Source organism: Brevibacterium sp. 91QC2O2, assembly GCF_024580695.1.
Classification (GTDB): domain Bacteria; phylum Actinomycetota; class Actinomycetes; order Actinomycetales; family Brevibacteriaceae; genus Brevibacterium; species Brevibacterium moorei.
In genome coordinates, this window is the sequence record NZ_JANIJY010000002.1 from 1 (window position 1) to 19,259 (window position 19,259).

At 65.3% G+C, this 19,259-nt stretch carries 15 protein-coding genes; 4 read left to right on the forward strand and 11 right to left on the reverse strand.

What is annotated here, in order from left to right; translation table 11 throughout:
• Positions 1 to 59: 59 nt before the first annotated feature.
• From NQ036_RS02125 to hutI, 10 genes are all read right to left on the reverse strand, one after another.
• Positions 60 to 860, reverse strand: a complete 801-nt coding sequence (locus NQ036_RS02125) for an amino acid ABC transporter permease (RefSeq protein WP_257056913.1) — start codon at positions 858 to 860, stop codon at positions 60 to 62.
• A 6-nt stretch (positions 861 to 866) separates the two neighbouring features.
• On the reverse strand, positions 867 to 1,760 hold the full coding sequence (locus tag NQ036_RS02130) for a transporter substrate-binding domain-containing protein (protein WP_257057091.1): 894 nt from the start codon (positions 1,758 to 1,760) through the stop codon (positions 867 to 869).
• 13 nt (positions 1,761 to 1,773) lie between these two features.
• A complete protein-coding gene (locus tag NQ036_RS02135; RefSeq protein WP_257056915.1) occupies positions 1,774 to 2,637 on the reverse strand; it encodes a PfkB family carbohydrate kinase in 864 nt (287 codons plus the stop codon).
• The gene (locus NQ036_RS02140; RefSeq protein ID WP_257056917.1) at positions 2,637 to 3,629 is read right to left on the reverse strand and encodes an SIS domain-containing protein; all 993 of its coding nucleotides are present in this window, start codon (positions 3,627 to 3,629) and stop codon (positions 2,637 to 2,639) included. The genes NQ036_RS02135 and NQ036_RS02140 overlap by 1 nt, the downstream gene beginning before the upstream one ends.
• A 246-nt stretch (positions 3,630 to 3,875) precedes the next feature.
• Positions 3,876 to 5,072, reverse strand: coding sequence for an FAD-dependent monooxygenase (locus tag NQ036_RS02145; protein WP_257056918.1), 1,197 nt, complete (start codon positions 5,070 to 5,072; stop codon positions 3,876 to 3,878).
• 65 nt (positions 5,073 to 5,137) lie between these two features.
• Entirely contained in the window at positions 5,138 to 6,850 is a 1,713-nt protein-coding gene (gene hutU, locus NQ036_RS02150) for a urocanate hydratase (protein WP_257048973.1), read from the reverse strand.
• Between the two features lie 219 nt (positions 6,851 to 7,069).
• Entirely contained in the window at positions 7,070 to 7,885 is an 816-nt protein-coding gene (locus tag NQ036_RS02155) for an IclR family transcriptional regulator (protein ID WP_257056919.1), read from the reverse strand.
• A gap of 104 nt (positions 7,886 to 7,989) precedes the next feature.
• Positions 7,990 to 9,447 carry a formimidoylglutamate deiminase gene (locus tag NQ036_RS02160; RefSeq protein ID WP_257056920.1) on the reverse strand — a complete coding sequence of 486 codons (1,458 nt, stop codon included), beginning with the start codon at positions 9,445 to 9,447 and terminating at the stop codon, positions 7,990 to 7,992.
• Complete coding sequence (gene hutH / locus NQ036_RS02165) at positions 9,444 to 11,123, reverse strand: histidine ammonia-lyase (protein WP_257056921.1); 1,680 nt, start codon at positions 11,121 to 11,123, stop codon at positions 9,444 to 9,446. The genes NQ036_RS02160 and hutH overlap by 4 nt, the downstream gene beginning before the upstream one ends.
• Complete coding sequence (gene hutI, locus NQ036_RS02170; RefSeq protein WP_257056923.1) at positions 11,120 to 12,406, reverse strand: imidazolonepropionase; 1,287 nt, start codon at positions 12,404 to 12,406, stop codon at positions 11,120 to 11,122. Before hutI ends, hutH begins: the two co-directional genes overlap by 4 nt.
• 344 nt (positions 12,407 to 12,750) lie before the next feature.
• Here hutI and NQ036_RS15765 point away from each other — a divergent pair, with 344 nt between their 5' ends.
• From NQ036_RS15765 to NQ036_RS02190, 4 genes are all read left to right on the forward strand, one after another.
• Positions 12,751 to 14,169 carry a hypothetical protein gene (locus NQ036_RS15765; protein ID WP_257057103.1) on the forward strand — a complete coding sequence of 473 codons (1,419 nt, stop codon included), beginning with the start codon at positions 12,751 to 12,753 and terminating at the stop codon, positions 14,167 to 14,169.
• The gene (locus NQ036_RS02180; RefSeq protein WP_257057093.1) at positions 14,069 to 14,329 is read left to right on the forward strand and encodes a transposase; all 261 of its coding nucleotides are present in this window, start codon (positions 14,069 to 14,071) and stop codon (positions 14,327 to 14,329) included. Before NQ036_RS15765 ends, NQ036_RS02180 begins: the two co-directional genes overlap by 101 nt.
• A gap of 50 nt (positions 14,330 to 14,379) precedes the next feature.
• The gene (locus NQ036_RS02185; protein ID WP_257057095.1) at positions 14,380 to 15,249 is read left to right on the forward strand and encodes an IS3 family transposase; all 870 of its coding nucleotides are present in this window, start codon (positions 14,380 to 14,382) and stop codon (positions 15,247 to 15,249) included.
• 239 nt (positions 15,250 to 15,488) lie between these two features.
• The gene (locus NQ036_RS02190; RefSeq protein WP_257056924.1) at positions 15,489 to 16,748 is read left to right on the forward strand and encodes an OmpA family protein; all 1,260 of its coding nucleotides are present in this window, start codon (positions 15,489 to 15,491) and stop codon (positions 16,746 to 16,748) included.
• 93 nt (positions 16,749 to 16,841) lie between these two features.
• On the opposite strand, the gene NQ036_RS02195 is transcribed toward NQ036_RS02190, so the two are convergent.
• The gene (locus NQ036_RS02195; protein WP_257056925.1) at positions 16,842 to 19,256 is read right to left on the reverse strand and encodes an excinuclease ABC subunit UvrA; all 2,415 of its coding nucleotides are present in this window, start codon (positions 19,254 to 19,256) and stop codon (positions 16,842 to 16,844) included.
• Positions 19,257 to 19,259 lie beyond the last annotated feature (3 nt).

The following is a 19,259-nucleotide window of genomic DNA, read 5'->3' on the forward strand; positions in this document are numbered from 1 at the left end:
ATGGAACGGCCCGACCACCGCGGCGACACGCGCAGGCACATCACACCCGAACAGTACAATCACCTACAACATGAGACAACGACGCCGCGATCAAGCACAAACCCCAACCCGTGAAAAATCGAGGCTAGGACACTAACCAAAGAGGTGAACTTGAGCATGGAGATCAGATCATTGCCGATCGGCGGGATAACGATCCGCAAGGCCTGCGGAAGGATGATCGTCCGCATGATCTTCGACGACCTGATGCCCAATGCAGAGGCGGCTTCCACCTGGCCATGTGGCACCGCCATTATGCCAGCACGAATCATCTCAGCAGCATAGGCACTTTCAGTGAAAGCCAGGCCTAGAATAGCCGCAGCGAACGACGTCATCACCTGATTCATATCCCATTGCGCCCAGGTGATCCCGGTATATGGAATGCCCAGTTTGAGTACGGGAATCAATGTCGCCAGGTTGAACCAGAAGATCATCTGCACCAGAGGCGGGACGCCCCGGAAGAACCAAATCCAGATCCAGGCGACCGAGGAAAACAGCGGGTTGCGGCTCAGTCGCATAATAGCCAGGACGATTCCCAACGCCAGGCCGATGATCATCGCGAGTACGGTGAGTTCGATGGTCACCCAAAGACCGTGCAGGATTTCCCCGTTGAAGAGGTATTCGCCGACGACGTTCCACTTCAGGTTCCGGTTCGTCACCAACAGGTGGATGAACGCTGCGATTAGGGCGATGACTACGACTCCGCCGACCCACCACCAGGGATGTTTCAGGTGATGGACGTGAGTCTGGTCATCGGCCAAACGATGGTGGCCCGGGGCCGGGGTCTGTGGGTTGCGGTCGCGAGACGATGTTGTAGACGACATGGCACCTCACCCGTTCGGCTGGTCTTCCGTCAACAGGACGGCCTTCTTCAAGTCGCCTGCTTCCGAGGCTCCGTAGGACCGGCGCAACTTCTCATAGCTGCCGTCGTCGATCGCAGATTGCATGGCGGCGCGTAGTACCGGACCCAGTTCGCTGCCCTTGGGCACGCCCACACCGTTGTACACGGCATTGACGATGAAGTCGCCCACGTCCAGGCTACCGGACTGCTGAGCAGCGTAACCCAACTTGCCGGAGCCTGCAGCAACCAGGTCGACACGACCGGAGGTGACCGCCAGCTCGGCAGATGGCTGATCTTTGAACTGTTGAATGTCCATCGGAGACGATGCACACAGCTTCTTCATATTCTTCGTGAGGTAGTCATATTCCCAGGCGCCGGTCAGCACTGCGACCGATTTCCCGCAAGCCTCTTCAACCTTGGTCACCTTGTTGTCCGGCTTCGTCTTCGCCCAGGCAAATGAGGTGCCCTCCTTCTGCATGGGGACGAAGTCGAGCGTCTTGATGCGTTCATCCGTCACGCCTAGACTGGCGACCGCCATATCATAGCGCCCGTTCTCCATACCGGGGACGATGGAGTCGAAACCGCTGGCGTTGAGTTTGAAAGCCGTACCCATCTTCTGAGACCAGATTTTGGCCAGTTCCACCGACCAGCCCTTGAATTCCCCGTTCTCCACATATTCCTCTGGAGCCCAGTCGCTATACACCGCGACATTGACTCCGCCTTTGAACTTCTCGGGGACTTTGCCTGCAACCGCGTCGTCTTTGGCGACGGTTGCGGGCGCGCTGCCGGAGCCCCCTTGCTCCGAGCCCCCGGCGTCTCCTCCACCACAGGCTGTCAGCAGACCGACGCAGGCAATGGCGACGAATGCGATCAGACGATTCATATCAATCACTTCCCTATTCAATGTGAGATTCGTGGTCCCTTGTGAGATTTTCTGTCTCCCCGATCAGGTCAGGATCGATGAAGAGGCCGACCGACCCCGGTTCCAAACAGGTCCGGGCAGCGATCTCGGCCGCTCGGATCAAAGTACTCTGGGGGTCAGCGCCGCTGACTATGCCGGCGATCATTCCCGCGATGAATGCATCTCCAGCTCCCAGGGTGTCAACGGTTTCAATGGGCAGGCTGGGCTGGTGCCACTCGCCTGCGGCGCAAAAGTGCATGGCACTACGTTCGGCGCGGGTTACCGTGACCGTCTGTACCCCTATCTGCAACAGACGCCTCGCATAGGCGCGGATCTCGTCATCTTCCCTAGCTGCGGCCGAAAAGAAGGCATGGCTGACGAAAGGGATCAGCGAATCGACATAAGCGTCGTCGAAGTGTTCATCGAAGTCGAATGACACCGGAGCGATGGATGCCAGTTGTTCGGCCTGAGGTTCCAACGCGGAGGAATAGCTCGTATGGATGAGCCGTGCTCCAGACAGAGCGGACCATTGCTCGGGTGCCAGCGGGGCCTCACTCGCCCCGCGGTCGAAGGCTCCGAAACGCCGGTCCCCCTCCACGTGGTAGATAGTCGCGAAGCCTGTGGCCGTCCCCGATATCCTGACCATTCTGTCGGTGTCCAGACCTTCGGCATCCAGTTGTGCGATCAACGCGACGCCTGCCGGATCGTCACCGACACTGCCGAAGTACTCGACCCGGGCACCCAGCCGATGCAGGTTGACTGCCACGTTCAGGCAGTTTCCGCCCACCGATGCGAGGGTATCCGTACCAACACCGGAGAGCACATCCACGATGTTGTCCCCGACGACCGCGATTGGCATCAGTACTCGACCTTCCACATGTACTTTCGGCTAATCAACGGCTCATTGGTCTTCGCCTCAACGTGCTTGGCCAGCAGAGCGATAATCGAGCTAGCGAAGAGGATCGCCGACACAGTGCCACGGTATTTCGGATCCACCCCGGTCATCGGCAGCACTTCGGTGTCAAGCACATGGCAGTTATCACTGAACCGGTTCCCGAAATCCGCCGTCCGCTGGGCGACGCTCCGGGAACCGTCCTCACCGAGGAATACAATGATGTTTGTCGGTTCTGCCACCATCTCATGGGTTCCGTGCAGGAAGTCGTTAGCGCCCGATGCGACGGCGACCAGGTTCTGCATCTCCATCAGGTAGCAGGCGGCGAGGGTATCGGCAGCACCGTCGTTAGGACCGGAGCCCGCAATGAATGTGACTGGCGCCTGTGCGATCGCTGCAGCGACATCGTTGAGCTTTTCATCCCACACTCGGTTCGATTCGGGGAACACTTCGCCGATCCCCACCAGATCCTGTGCGGATGGAACGCCGTCTGGCACCGCATCCTGCGCCATCAAAAGTTCGTGAGCCAACACTGTCAGCAGTACTTGCTTGGCCTCGACGCCATTATGGTTGACGATGTACTCCGCGGCTTCCCCACAGGGATTGTCCCTGGTCTGCGATACCAACAAGACGGGAGCACCTGCCTTCCTGGCTACCGTGATCGCCTCTGCCGTCTCCATAGTCGTCCCGTGGGTGGACGAGGCGATGACGATGGAATCCGCTCCCAGCGCCGCGGGCGGAGTTGCGGTGAACTCCGCGGAATTCAGATCGACCGCGGGAATAGGGGAGGCTGCCAACAGATACTTCAAAACGCCGAACATGTAGTGCGAACCACCGCACCCCAGCAGGTAGATGACTTTCGTGGTGGGGCGCACCGCCTGTGCCACGAAAGTCCTGACCGTCGCCAAAGTCTCACCACTGGCCACCTCTGCCACGTCATCAACGACTGTCTCTTGCATGCCGACTACGCCTCGACCTTGAACCGTCTTTGCCATGAGTCCCCCGGTTTGTTCTATTGCTCTAGTGTGAGATCGTTATCAGTCCACTCAAGTGTGATACCGATCTCACACATTGTCAATGGGAGATTCCATCAGCCTGATGACACTCATTGCCACGCCACTAAAGCGATCCTGGCTTGTCAAAGCGACGAAACACTTTCACAAGCAAGGGAGCTTAGATCGTGGCCCACACAAACGGTCTGCCCCTCAGGGCCGGGGCCAGCCGGGGGTTCCGACGGTCGCGGCAGCACGGGCCACGAGCGGACCGGGGATGCTGCGCAGTGCGGCGTCGCGCACCCGGGAGACGATTGACCCGCGGGCTTGGGCGATCCGGCCCATGGCGCGCGAACCGCGCCACAGTGGCCGGGTCCGGGCCCGGCGCAGCCGCGAGTACCGCTGCACCACGGCGTCCAGGTCCGTACCCTCCACAGCCCCGGCCGAGGACTCGCTCAGCAGGAGCACCAGGGTCGCGGCGTCCTCGATCGCCTGGCCGGCGCCCTGTCCTAGGTCCGGGGTCATGGCGTGCGCGGCATCGCCCAGCAGCACGCCGCGGCGTATGGCGAAGGAATGAGGGAACCGCGCCAGGTCGTAGATGTCGTGGCGCAGGATCGCGGCGCGCGGGGTCGCCTCGATCAGCTCGGCGATCGGCTCGTGCCAGCCGCCGAAGATGTCGCGGGCGGCCGCGCGGTCATCGGCGAACACCGCGCCGGCGGGAGTCGAGAGTGCGGCGAACCAGTAGACCCGGTCGTCGGGCAGCCGGACGATTCCGAACCGGGCGCCGCGGCCCCAGGTCTCCCCGACCTCGTCGGCCAGGTGCCGGGCGGATTCCGTGACCCCGCGCCAGGCCGTGTATCCGGCGAAGCGCACTCCGGGATCCAGTCCCCAGGCACTCCGGGCCGCACTGCGCAGTCCGTCGGCGGCGATCACCAGGTCGAAACGCTCCCGGCGCGTGGTGTCTGCTGCCGGGTTGCCCGGGCATTCTGGACTCTCCACACCAACGGTCACTTCGATTTCGGGTTCGCCGTCCGGCGCCACCTGCGCGCGACTGCCCGCGTGGACGCTGCCGGCGGCCAGTTCGGCCAGCAGCGCGTGGTGCAGTTCGACCCGGTGCATACTGCGCATGGGTGAGGTCTCGGACGGGGGCAGGGAGACCAGCCAGCGGCCCGACGGTTGTCGCTGGCCCGAGCGCATACTGCCCAGTGCCGATCCGCTAACTCCTCTGACCACATCGCCCAACCCGATGTCGTCGAGGGCTGCGAAGGCATTGCCACCCAACGTGATGCCCGCACCCACAGCGCCGGGTTCGGCCCGGCGTTCGAAGACGTGGACCTCGTGGCCCTGACGCTGCAAGCCGGCCGCCGCCACCAAACCGCCGATGCCGGCGCCGATCACCGCGATGCGCATAATCCCAGCTCCTCATTCGTCCTGTGACCAGGGTGCCATAGGGGTCCTGGCCCCAGGAGACCCTCTCAATCCAGGGTCGAGCGCTTGTCCAGGTCCGGGTCCATCGGTACGCGGATCTGGCGTTCGGCCGCGACTTCCTCGGCTCGTTCGTAGCCCGCGTCCACATGGCGCAGCACGCCCATGCCCGGATCGTTCGTCAGCAGGCGCTCCAACTTCTTGGCCGCCAGCTCGGTACCGTCGGCCACGGACACCTGGCCGGCGTGGACCGACCGGCCCATGCCCACGCCGCCACCGTGGTGGATCGACACCCAGGTCGCTCCCGAGGACGTGTTCACCAGCGCGTTGAGCAGCGGCCAGTCGGCCACCGCATCGGTGCCATCGGCCATCCCCTCGGTCTCCCGGTAGGGGCTGGCCACCGAACCGGAGTCCAGGTGGTCGCGGCCGATCACGATGGGGGCACTCACTTTGCCCTCAGCCACCAGCTCGTTGAACTTCACCGCGGCCTTGGCACGCTCGCGGTAGCCCAGCCAGCAGATGCGGGCGGGCAGGCCCTCGAACTCGACGTACTCCTCGGCCGCGTCCAACCAGCGGTGCAGGTGTTCGTGTTCGGGGAACAGCTCGCGCAGGGCGTCGTCGGTGACCTTGATATCCGCCGGATCACCGGACAGCGCGACCCAGCGGAACGGCCCGTTGCCCTCGCAGAACAGCGGGCGGATATAGGCGGGAACGAAGCCGGGGAAGGCGAAAGCGCGGTCGAAGCCGGCCTTGCGCGCTTCGTCGCGGATCGAATTGCCGTAGTCGAAGACCTCGGCTCCACGGTCCATGAAGCCCACCATCGCGGCCACGTGCTTGGCCATGGACTCCTGCGAGCGCAGGGTGAATTTCTCCGCGTCCTCTTCGGCTTCGGCCGCCCAGTCCTCCAGCGACACGCCCAGCGGCAGGTAGGACAGTGGGTCGTGGGCGCTGGTCTGGTCGGTCACGATGTCGACGGCCACGCCGCGTTCGAGCAGTTCGGGCAGGACCTCGGCGGCGTTGCCGACCAGGCCGACGGACAGTGCGCGCTTCTCGGCCTTGGCCGTCAGCACGCGTGCCAGCGCATCGTCGAGGTCCGTGCAGACCTCGTCCAGGTAGCGCTTGTCGGCACGCCGGTCCAGGCGCGTCTTGTCGACGTCGACGATGAGCACCGCACCGCCGTTGAGGGTCACGGCCAGCGGCTGTGCCCCGCCCATTCCGCCACAGCCGGCGGTCACGGTCAGGGTGCCGGCCAGGGTGCCGTCGAAGCGCTTGCGGGCGACCTCGGCGAAGGTTTCGAAGGTGCCCTGCAGGATGCCCTGCGTGGCGATGTAGATCCAGGACCCGGCGGTCATCTGGCCGTACATCATGAGGCCCTCTGCCTCCAGCTCGCGGAAGTGTTCCCAGTTCGCCCAGTCGCCCACCAGGTTCGAGTTGGCGATGAGCACGCGCGGCGCCCACTCGTGCGTCCTGAGCACACCCACGGGTTTGCCGGACTGCACGAGCAGGGTCTCGTCATCCTCCAGATCGTCGAGGGTGCGCACGATCGCGTCGAAGGCCTCCCAGGATCGGGCCGCCCGCCCGGTGCCGCCGTAGACGACCAGGTCCTCGGGACGTTCGGCGACCTCGGGGTCGAGGTTGTTCATCAGCATGCGCTTGGGCGCTTCGGTCTGCCAGGACTTGGCGGTGATCTGCGTGCCGCGCGGCGCACGCACGGTGCGGCTGGGATCGTGGCGGGTATAGGTCTTCGGGTCGGGCTGGGCCATGGCGGGCTCCTTCGCGTTGGGGCCGCTGTGCGCCGAGGTGGCGGCGGCTTCTTCTCCTGCCCTCCATCGTGCCCGCTCGGTTGATGGCAGGCAGGTGCCCTGGACCATATTGCGTCCGGTATTTCGGACAGGAGCGGGGTGTGCGGACGATTCCCGGGGCGTGGGGTTCTTTCCGGAAGCCTACCCACACATGTAGGCCTACAGATGTGAGCCCATCCCCTAGCGCAGCCGGCGGCTGAGCCGGCGGGCCACATCCTGTACCCGCGTGCCCAGGGATTCCAGAGCCTCCTCCGCCGCTCCCGGGCCGAGGCCGCCGCCCGGTTTCCGCACATCTCGCCCCTGCCCGGCGCCGAGGTCCTGCACGTCCCGTTCCTGCACACTCAGGCCCACTGCGGCCACCGGACGGTCCACGGCGTCGAGCACCGCGGCCGCCACCGTCACCACCCCCGGCGTGATCTCCCCGCGTTCCAGGGCGAACCCGCGGGTCCGCGATGCCGCCAGCTCTGCATTGAGCTCGCGGACATTGCGCGGGCCCACACCCGTGCGGTTGACGAAGGAGGATTCGCCCGACAACAGGGCCAGGACCTCGCGCCTGGACAGCCCGGCCATCATGGCCCGGCCCGTGGCCGTCAGGTAGGCCGGCATCCGCACCCCGGTCGCGGTGATGATCGCGACGGAACTGACCGCCTGTTCCTTGGCGATGTAGATCGTCTCCCAGCCGCGCAACACGGCCAGCTGCGCGGTCCCGGAGGTCGCCTCCGCCAGTTTCACCAGCATCGGCTGGGCCAGTCGTTGCAGGGGGTTCGCCCGCGAGTACGCACTGCCCAATTCCGCGACGCCCGCGCCCAGCATGTAGCCCGTTTCGGCCTTGGCGACGAGCCCCTGTTCGTCCAGCACGGCCAACAGTTCATAGGTCGAGGAGCGCGGGATGTCGAGGCTGCGACTCAGCGCGCCTGCGCTGATCGGCCGGTTGCCGGAGGCCAGGTGGCGCAGGATCGCAATGGCACGGCGCAGCGCCGGCGAGTCCGAGGTCATGGCGCCACTCTATGCGCCCGCCTTTTCACGCCCGTTACACGCAAGCACTCTGACGCGCCCAAACAGCCACATCTGAGACAAACGACCCAATGATCTGCTTCCGCTTACAGCTCGAAGTGCGCGAGCGCCTCGCGATACAGCTCGGCGACCGAGCCCAGCCCGATGTGCTCGCCGTCCCTGGCCACTTCCCGGCCGCCCACCAACACATGCCTCACATCGGCCGAGGTCGCAGCCAGCACGGCCTGCACGCCCAGTGAGCCGATTGTCCGCACCGACCCGGTATCGAGCACTAAATAGTCCGCAAGCGCACCGGGCGCGAACCCCGACCCACCGGGTACAAGGCCCGAGGTCGTGGCTACGACGCCAGGGGTCGCGTCCACCAGCGCGTCATCGGCAACGGCGCCCGGCCGCAGGGACCCGGCACCGCCCTCGCTCAGCGCGGCCACGAGTTCTTCGGGTGAGAAGCAACCGCGCTGCCCCGAGGCCAGGCGCTCCCCGGCCTCCAAGCCGCGGGCCTCCAACAGCGGATCCAGCACCACATGCTGGTCCGAGCCCAGAGCCACTACAGCGCCGGCATGAGCCAGGGCGTGGGCGGGTCCGATGCCATCGGCCAGGTCCGCCTCCGTGGTGGGGCACATGACGATGTGCACCCCGGCGCCGGACAGCAGTTCAATGTCGTGGGCGCTCAGATGTGTGGCGTGCACGGCGGACAGACGCGGGGACAGCAGACCGGCCTCGGCCAGCAGTTCGGTGGGGCTCATGCCGTGGGCACTTTGGCATGCCTCGTTCTCCGCAGGCTGTTCGGACAGGTGCACGTGCAGCGGACCGGGCAGCTCCCTGAATGCGGGCAGCGTTTCACGTGGAACGGCCCGCACCGAATGGATAGCGGCGCCCAGAGTGACCAGTTGGCCAACCGCCGGCTGGGACCTGGCCAGGGAGTCCAGGGCGAGCGCCAGTCGGGAGTGCCGGTCCAGGAATCCCTCGATCGAGCCATCGGAGAACCTGGCCTGCTCACCACCCAGCGGTAGATACGTTCCGTCCGGGGCGATCCCGCCTGCCAGATAGCAGGTATCCAACAGGGTCAGCCGGATCCCGACGGCGGCTGCGGCCCGCGCCAGGGCCAGCTCCATATCGTGATCCGGGTAGGGGGTTCCATTGGGCCGGTGGTGCACATAGTGGAATTCGCCCACCGCGGTGTAGCCCGCCGCCACCATCTCGGCGAACACAGCGCACGCCAGGTCGAAGTAGTTCTCTGGCGTCAGCTGTGCGGCCGCCCGGTACATCACGTCCCGCCAGGTCCAGAACGAGCCGCCGTCACCGTGCGTGCGCCCGCGCAGCAGGCGGTGGAAGGCATGCGAATGCGCATTCTGCGCTCCCGGCAGGGCCAGGCCGGCATAACACCGCACCGCAGGATCACTCGGTTCGGCGACATCCACCGCGACCGAGGCGACACGGCCGTCTGCGCCGACCGTCACCGCGACGCCGGAAAGACCGCCGTCCTCCCGACCGACGGTCGCTCCCGCCGCGCCGGCGAGGTAGGCCCGTTCGAACCACAGCTTCATACCGTGTGCGCCCCCACGCCGCTGAGCACCGTTCCGTCTGTATCGGTCAGGGTGTGTCCCAGCCCACCGGCTGTACTTCCGCCGGCCACGCCGAACTGCTCCCCCGCACCGTCTGCAGACACGCCGGCCCGCGCCGGGCCGGTAGCCGCCTCGGCCGCGGTCAGCGCGCTCCCGGAACGCACATACTCGATCGTCGCGGCCAACTCCGGACTCATGAACCGGTCCGGCCCGCAGCCGGGGACCAGTTCGCGCAGCCCCGCAATAACCGCCCCGGTCACCGGCGCGGGCGCGGCATCGCGCAACTCGGTCGCCCGCGCTGCGGCGTAGAGCTCGATCCCCAACACGGAGGTCAGATTATCGACGGCCTTGCGCAGCTTCCGGGCGGCGTGCCAGCCCATGGACACGTGGTCCTCCTGCATCGCCGACGAGGGAATCGAGTCCACGCTGGCAGGTGCCGCCAGGCGCTTGGTCTCCGATACCAGTGCCGCCTGCGTGTAGTGCGCGATCATCAGACCGGAGTCCACTCCGGGATCATCGGCCAGGAAGGCGTGCAGCCCCTGATTGCGGGCGGGATCCATCGCCCGGTCAGTGCGACGTTCCGCGATCGAGGCCGCATCCGCCACGACGATCGCCAGGAAGTCCATGGCGTGCGCCAGCGGGGCGCCGTGGAAGTTGCCGTTGCTCGACACCATTCCGCTGTCCAACACCACCGGATTGTCGATAGCCGCCCGCAGTTCACGGGCAGCCACGTTCGCCGCATAGGCCAGGGCGTCGCGGGCCGCACCGGTGACCTGCGGGGTGCAGCGCAGGGAGTAGGCATCCTGCACCAGATGGGTCGAGTCCTTGTGCCCGGCCACGATCGCCGAGCCCCGCAGTGCCGTCGCCATATTCGCAGCCGACAGTGCCTGCCCGTCGAAGGGGCGCAGCGGATAGTGCAGTTCGGGCTGGAACACCGTATCCGTACCCAACTGGGACTCCACGCTCATGGCTGCGGACAGATCGGCCGTGCTCAGCAGTTTCTCGAGGTCGAACAGAGCCATGATGAGCTGGCCCAGCATTCCGTCGGTGCCGTTGACCAGCGCCAGTCCCTCTTTCTCCTCCAGCGCGACCGGCGTGATGCCGGCGGCTGTCAGGACCTCGGCGGCGTCCACCGCGCGGGGTGCAGCGCCTGCGGCGACTGCAGGGTCGTGGACCAGTCCCTCCCCCATCACCACCAGGGCACAGGCGGACAGTGGCGCCAGATCGCCCGAGCAGCCCAGGGAGCCGAATTCGTGGACCCACGGCGTGATGCCGGCATTGAGCAGGGCGATATAGGCGTCCAGGGTCTCCGGCTTCACCCCGGTCCGGCCGGTTGCCAGGGTCCGCGCACGCAGCAGCATGAGGGCGCGCACGACCTCGCGCTCCACGGGTTCACCCACCCCCGCGGCGTGGGAACGGATGAGCGACTTCTGCAGCTGTGCCCGGGACTCCGCCGGAATGTGCCGCTGGGCCAGCGCGCCGAATCCCGTGGACACGCCGTAGACCGGCTTTTCCGAGGTGGCCAGCCGTTCAACGCTCCGACGCGCGGCGATGACCTGTTCGCGCACATGCGCGGGCAGCGTCACGGGCTCATCGTGTCTGGCGACGGCGATGACCTGGGCGAAAGTCAGGGTCTGTGGGTCGAGTTCAACGGTCATCGGGTCTCCTCATGGTTCTGCGGTGCGTGGTCTATGCGGTCGCGCCGGTCGGCAGTGCGGTCGAAGTAATACGGCGCCGGATTCTCTGCCACCTGCTCACCGCCGCGATAGACCCTGGCGATCTGAGCGACCCCCGGCCGGTAGGCCAGATAACGGTAGCCTGGCGCGTCCAGAATACTGAAATCTGCCCGCTGACCGGGGAAGATACCGCCCACATCGGTTCGCCGCAGGGCCTTGGCACCACCGGCCGTGGCGGCGTAGATGGCCTGCTCGACGGTGAAGTGCATATCCCGCACCGCCAGGGCAATGGAGAACGGGATCGAGTTGGAGAACCCCGAACCGGGATTGGTGTCGCTGGCGATCGCCACGTCCACCCCGGCCGCGTAATACCGGCGCGCGTCCGGGTATGGCTGCCGAGTGGAGAACTCGATGGCCGGCAGCAGGGTCGCCACGGTGCCGGCAGCGGCCAGAGCGCGCAGGTCCTCGGCCGAGGCGAAGGTCGCATGGTCGGCACTGGCACATCGCAGCCGCGCGGCCAGGCGCAGCGCCCCACCGGCAGTGAGCTGATTGGCATGGATGCGCGCGAGTAGGCCCGCCGCTCCGGCGGCCGTCACGATCCGTTCCGTCTGCGCTTCTGTGAAAGCGCCCTCCTCGCAGAACACATCGACCCAGCGGGCCAGACCCTGCGCGGCAACCGCGGGGATCATCTCCTCGATCACCAGGTCGACATAGGCATCCGGATCATCCCGGTACTCCGGCGGCAGGACATGGGCCGCCATCAGAGTCGCCTCCGAGGTGTAGCGCGCGGCGATCCGCAGTGCCCGCAGTTCGTCTGCGACGGTGAGCCCGTAGCCGGACTTGATCTCCACCGTCGTCGTGCCCGAATGCAGGGCCTGGGCCAGCAGGGCCCGCAGGTTCGCCTCCAGCTCGGCGTCGCTCGCCGCCCGGGTCGCGGCAACGGTGGTGGCGATCCCGCCCGCGGAGTAGGACTCGCCGGCCATCCTGGCGGCGAACTCGGCGGAGCGTTCGCCGGCGAACAGCAGATGGTTGTGGCTGTCGACGAAGCCGGGGATGACGGCCGCCCCGCGGGCTGACACGATCTGGTCCGCGGGGCCGAGGTCCGGGTTGGATTGATCGCCGAGGTTCCTATCGGCCGAGGAGCCCACCCAAGCTACCCGGCCGTCGTCTATCAGGAATGCCGCATCGGCCACCGTGCCCAGCATCCCGGGGCGGGCGGGGTCGTTGGTCACGAGCTCGCCGATATCGGTCACCAAGGTTCTCATGTTTCAAGTGTGTCTTACGGCACTGACACGGCGGCTCGCCCGCGATGCCGATTGTCCGATATGTCGGACAAAGCCCCACGGTAAGCACCCTGTGCAAGCAGCAGGAATGCACGTTATCCACATTTAAACAGACTTAATCCACAGAAACTAGCACGAATGCGACCGTGCGTCACCATCCTGTGGATAAAAGAAATATCAGTACTTTTCTTCGAAAAACACTAGTCAAAGGAGGAATTGAATAATAGAATATAGGCACAGAAGGAACCACACAGTCAGCGTCGATCCAGTGGGACCCAAACAACCATGAGCACCACCTTCACCCCATGCGCGAAAGGAGACTCGGAATGTCTACTCTCCCCAGTCTCCGCGCGATACAAGACGACTACCAACACATCCAATCCGGACGCTGGTCCACCATCATCGACTACCTCCTCACCGCCACCGGCACCACCGTGAAGGAAATCGAACACGCCGGTAACTCTGATGATGCCCCGAACGCCCGCAACCCACAGGCCATCATCGAAGCCCTCAAAGACCTACTCACCGCCGTACCCGCCACCACCTGGATGGAACTGGCCACCACCCTTGGGAAAACCCGCGGACAGACCCGCGCGCTGGCCACCCGCATCCTCAAAGGCCGATTCCTCCTCCCCCGGCTGACCACAGCCATGCAATCCGGGAATCTATCCTTCGACCTCTACGACCACACCACCACCCGCGCCCAAGACATCGAAGCCAGCTCCTACGACTACCTCGACCAAGCACTCACCCTGCTCGCACCCACCACAGACGCCACCCACTACCGCGCCACCCTCACAGCCGCCATCACACTGCTCAAAACCCCCGAACACTCCGCAGAACACGCCTTCGAAGAACGCGGTGTTCACCTCACCGACCTGGGCAATGGACTCGGCCTCCTCGAACTCACCGGACCCATCCACACCCTCACCGCCCTGGAGGCACGTCTCAGGGCCTTCGCGCGGCTTATCCGCACGGGTGATCCCGTCCTCCTCGAAGAAGCGGATTCCCACACCATCACGGATGACCGGAACCTCGGCCAACTCATGTTCGACATCCTCGTCAACACTCCGCACAGCCTGGACATCACGGTGACGGAAGTTGCCACGACAACACCCTCGGAAACACCCGCAGGCGACACCCCGGATTCGCGCACCACGAACGATTCCGGCGACTCCGCCCCCACTCACCGGGCCGACGCTACCCGCCACGTCACCGTGACCATCCCGCGCAACGACTCCTGGCTGGCCTCTCAAGCCCAGGTCTCCACCACGATCCCCTTCCTCACGGTTTCCGGTGATGGAACGCTGCCCGGACAGCTCGCAGGAAAGGCTCCCATCCCCGCCGACATCGCCTGCCATCTGGCCTCGCTGGCACCTTCACTGCGCCGCCTCCTGACCGACCCGGCAACCGGGGTCGTCCTCGACGAACAGGCCAAGTCCTACTCCATCCCCACAGCCCTGCGCACCACATTGCAGGCAAAATGGGCCTGGTGCACAGCTCCCGGGTGCACTCGGCCGGCTGAAACCTGCGACCTACTGAATCGCCCCGGGAATAATAGAGGCAGGGAGATTGGAAGAAGGAGATTCTCTCGTGCCAGTGAAATACACCGACGAACTCAAGGCTCGCGCCGTCGAGCTCGTCATCCATGCCCGGGCCGATCCCGCAACGGCCAACGGAGCCATCGCCCGCGTTGCCAACGAACTCGGGCTGAGCAAAGAAACCCTGCGAGTCTGGGTGCGTAAACACAAAGACTCCGGCAAGGCCACCCCGGCCGAGTCGGTCGACTTGGAAGCGGAGAACCGCCGGCTGCGGGCTGAGTTGGCTGAAGCGAAGCGGGCCAACGAGATTCTGAAGAGGGCCTCGGCTTTCTTCGCAGCGGAGCTCGACCGCCCATCGAGGTGATCGTCGCCTTCATCGACGACAATCGCTGCGAGTTCGGAGTCGAGCCAATCGTGCGCGCCCTGAAAGGGACTGTGGCACGGATTGCTGTGAGCTCGTATTACGCCTACAAGAAGCGTCAACCATCGGCTAGAGCCCGTCGGGACCACGCACTGGTGGTCGTGATTCAGGATGTCTATGAGGCGAACTATTCCTGTTACGGGGTGCGGAAGATGTGGAAGGCGATCAACCGCGAGTACGCCGACCAGTTCGGGCCGGTGGCCCGCTGCACGGTGGAACGGTTGATGCGCCGGTTGGGCATCGACGGGGTCCGGCGGAGGCGGAAGCGTCCGAAGACGGCCTCGGCACGTGCTGAGGAATGTCCGGATGATCTTGTTGAACGTGAGTTCGTTGCAGCGGCCCCGAATTGTTTGTGGGTCGCTGACATCACCTATGTTCCGACGTCTGCTGGGTGGGTGTACACGACGTTCATCCTTGATGTCTTCCACAGGGAGATCGTCGGCTGGCAGGTGACGAACCATATGCGGGAGTCCTTGGCCAGGGACGCACTCACGATGGCTTTGGCTGCGAAATACCGGGCCGGCGAAGATGTCTCCGGGCTTGTCCACCACTCGGATCGCGGGGTGCAGTTCCGGTCGGTTCGCTATGGCGAGACTCTGGCGCAGTCCGAGGTCGTGGCGTCGGTGGGGTCACGCGGGGACTCATACGACAACGCTATGGCCGAGGCGCTGAACTCGGTCTACAAGGTAGAGCTGATCGACCGGAGGGTGTGGTCAGGGTTGATCGAGGTGATGGCGGAGACGTCGAAGTGGGTGGCCTGGTACAACCAGACGCGATTGCATTCGGCGATTGACTACCGGCCGCCTGTCGAGGTCCATTCTGAATGGATCACCGAGACCGGGACGGAGTCCACGGCCGCTTAGGAAACCAAGAAAAGGACCCTCTACAAAACCCGGGGCGATTCAGTCCCCTGGGCCCACCACCGCACCCGCACCCAAATCATCACCGACCCCTGGCGCCACACCACCCCACCGATCGACCACCAAACCGAATACGAAACCGACCTCCCACCCTTCTAAGCCGCGGCCCTTCACCTCTACGCGGTCTCAGTATCCGGTCCACCCACATATGCAGGGCACCCTTATGCATTACATTTCACATCATGAAATCCCGCATAACGTTGGCTCTGACCTCCCTGTCCCTGGGCCTTTCCCGCACCGCATGTGGCGGAACCCAGTCGGCCGCTCCGACGGAAAACGAAGCCGGCGAGGCAGCGGAAGCCGCGCAGTCCCCCGCGGCGGCGGAGAACGCCGCCGAGAACCCCCCTGAATCCGCAGACGCAGAGGACTCCGCCCTGGCCGTCCCCGGCTATGCCGTGGGTGAGATCCCACCGATCCCGCAGATCGCCATCCCCGATATCTCCCTGCTCAACTCCTCCAACGACTCCTTCACGATTGAGGCGGGCAAGACCCTGACCTCGATCCCCGGCATCAAGGTCACCCCGGCCAAGTGCGATGGCACCAGCCTCATCTCCTCCTCGGGCACGATTCTGAACGGAGACGGCTCCGGCGTATCGACCGGTAAGGACGGCTCCAAGATCAACAACGGAGACGGCTCGGGCGTCACCAATGACAAGGACGCCACCATCATCAACAACGGCGATGGTGCGGGTACCTACACTGGCAAGAAGAACGGGGTGAACATCGTCAACAATGGCGATGGCACCGGTACGTACAACGACAAGCAGCTCAACGTCGTGGTCAACACCGGCGGCTCCGGCACCTCCGATGATTCGACCACGGGCTACAAGATCGTCCTCAATGGCGACGGGTCGGGGACCTTCCACGATGAGAAGAACGACGTCGAGATCGTCAACAACGGCGACGGCAATGGGACCTACCACGGCCACGGTCTGGAGATCATCAACCACGGCGATGGCAAGGCCCTGATCACCAGCGACGCCGGCGCAACCACCACCGTCGACGCCGAACCCATGGCAAAGGCTCCGACCGCAGGCTCCTTGCCGCCCATGACTGCGATCAAGCCGATCAAGTCCTGCGGCACCACGATCACCCTGGAGAATGAGGTCCTGTTCGACTTCGACAAGTCCGATCTGCGCCCGGCGGCGACCGACACCCTGCAGAAGGTCGATCAGGCCTTCTCGGAACTCAAGGCACCCGCAGCCGAGGTCTACGGTCACACCGACGCCAAGGGCGACGACGACTACAACCAGAAGCTGTCCGAGGACCGCGCGGCATCGGTTGAGAACAAGCTCAAAGAACTGGGCACCACCACGAAGCTGAGCTCCAAGGGCTTCGGTGAGACCAAGCCGGTCGCAGCCAACGAGAACAAGGACGGTTCGGACAATCCCTCGGGCCGCCAGCTCAATCGCCGCGTCGAGATCTTCGTCCCCGCGTTCTGAGCACAGCGTTCTGAGCACAGCGTCCTAGTCCTCCCGGCGACCACGGGAGAGGACACCGGCACCGGCAACCGTTACACCCGCTGAAAAACCCGGCTAGGCCACGTATTCGGCCAGGTGGCGCCCCGTCAGCGTCGCCTGGCCGGAATCAGTCCGGCCAGTCTCTACCAGCTCGGCCGGGGTGCCCTCGAACACCACGCGGCCACCCTCGGTACCGGCCCCCGGCCCCAGGTCGACGATCCAGTCGGCATGGGCCATCACGGCCTGGTGGTGCTCGATCACGATGACGCTCTTGCCCTGGTCGACCAAGCGGTCCAGCAGCCCCAGCAGCGCCTCGACATCGGCCAAGTGCAGGCCGGTGGTCGGCTCGTCGAGCACATAGACCTCGGCCTCCTCACCCATGTGAATGGCCAGTTTGAGCCGCTGCCGCTCGCCGCCGGACAGGGTCGACAGGGGCTGGCCCAGGTGCAGATATCCCAGGCCCACATCGGCCAGCCGTGCCAGGATCTTCACTGCCGCGGGCACCTTGGCGTCGCTGCCGGAGAAGAAGGCCTGGGCCTCGGCCACGGACATGTCGAGCACATCGGCGATGCTCTTGCCGTCCAGGGTGTGCACAAGCACCTCGGCGTCGTAGCGGCGGCCCTGGCACACTTGGCAGACGCTTTCGACCGTGGCCATCACGCCCAGCTCCGTGAACACGACGCCGGCGCCCTTGCACTCGGGGCAGGCGCCGTCGGAATTGGCGCTGAACAGGGACGCTTTGACCCCGTTGGCCTTGGCGAAGGCCTTCCGCACGGGGTCCAACAGCCCGGTGTAGGTCGCGGGATTGGACCGGCGCGAACCCTTGATCGCCGTCTGGTCGACGGTCACCACCCCGGGCCGGCCGGCCACACAGCCGTGGATCAGCGAGCTCTTGCCGGAGCCCGCCACACCCGTGATCGCGCACAGCACGCCCAGCGGGATGTCGACATCGACATGGTCCAGATTGTGCAGCACCGCATCGCGCACCTCGATGCTGCCGGTCCGGGCCCGAGGCTCCTCCTTGGTCCGTGCCCGGTCGTCCAGGTGGCGGCCCGTCAGGGTGCCCGAGGCGCGCAGTCCCTCGACGGTGCCCTCGTAGCAGATCCTGCCGCCGGCGCCACCGGCCCCGGGCCCCAGGTCGACCACGTGGTCGGCGATGCGGATCATCTCCGGCTTGTGTTCGACGACCAGCACAGTGTTGCCCTTATCGCGCAGTTTCAGCAGCAGTGTGTTCATCCGCTCGATGTCGTGCGGGTGCAGCCCGATCGACGGCTCGTCGAAGATATAGGTGACGTCGGTCAGCGGGGAGCCCAGGTGCTTGATCATCTTGATCCGCTGGGACTCCCCACCGGACAGGGTGCCGGTCGCCCGGTCCAGGGACAGGTACCCCAGGCCGATCCGCACGCAGGACTCCAGGATGTCGGCCAGGCGAGCGATGAGCGGCGCCGGGCCCGCATCTCCAAACCCCGCATCTCCAAACCCAGCGTCTTCAACCCTCAGCCCCCGCACCCAGTCGAGCAGATCGCTGATCTGCAAGGCGCAGACCTCGGCGATGTTCTTCTGCCCGTTCCCTTCCCCGATCGTCACTGACCTGGCCCTCTCCCCCAACCGGGTGCCGTGGCATTCGGGGCAGGTCTGGAAGACGATCGCGCGGTCGACGAACCGGCGGATGTGCGGCTGCATCGCCTCGCGGTCCTTGGCCAGCATGGACTTGCGGATCCGCGGTATCAGGCCCTCATAGGTCAGGTTCGTCCCCTCGACCTTGATCTTGGTGGGCTCCTTGTACAGCAGATCGTCCAGCTGCTTCTTCGTGAAGTCCCTGATCGGCTTGTCCATCGGCAGCACACCGGAGAACACCCGGCCGTACCAGCCGTCCATGCTGTATCCGGGCACCTTGAGCGCCCCGTCGTTCAGCGACAGCGAATCGTCGTAGAGCTCCTCCAGGTCGAAGTCGCTGACCTGGCCACGGCCCTCGCAGCGCGGGCACATGCCGCCCAGCACCTCGAAGCTGCGCCGCTCCTTGACCTGGCGCCCGCCCTTGTTCAGGGTCACCGCCCCGGCTCCGGATACCGAGGCGATATTGAAGGAGAAGGCATTGGGCTCGTCCAGCCGCGGACTGCCCAGTCGTGCGAACAGGATGCGCAGCAGCGGGTTGACGTCCGTGGCGGTGCCAACGGTGGAGCGCGGATTGGAGCCCAGGCGCTCCTGGGACACGGTGATGGCGGTGCTCAGCCCTGCCAGCACGTCCACGTCCGGCCTTGTCTGCGAGGGCATGAAGCCCTGCAGGAAGGCACTGTAGGTCTCGTTGATGAGCCGCTGCGATTCCGCCGCGATGGTCGCGAAGACCAGGGAGCTCTTGCCCGATCCGGACACTCCTGTGAAGGCGGTGAGACGTCGTTTGGGCAGTTCCACGTCGACTCCGCGCAGATTGTGCTCGCGTGCGCCGCGGACGACGATCGTATCGTGGACATCGGCTGGGTGTGCGCTCATGCC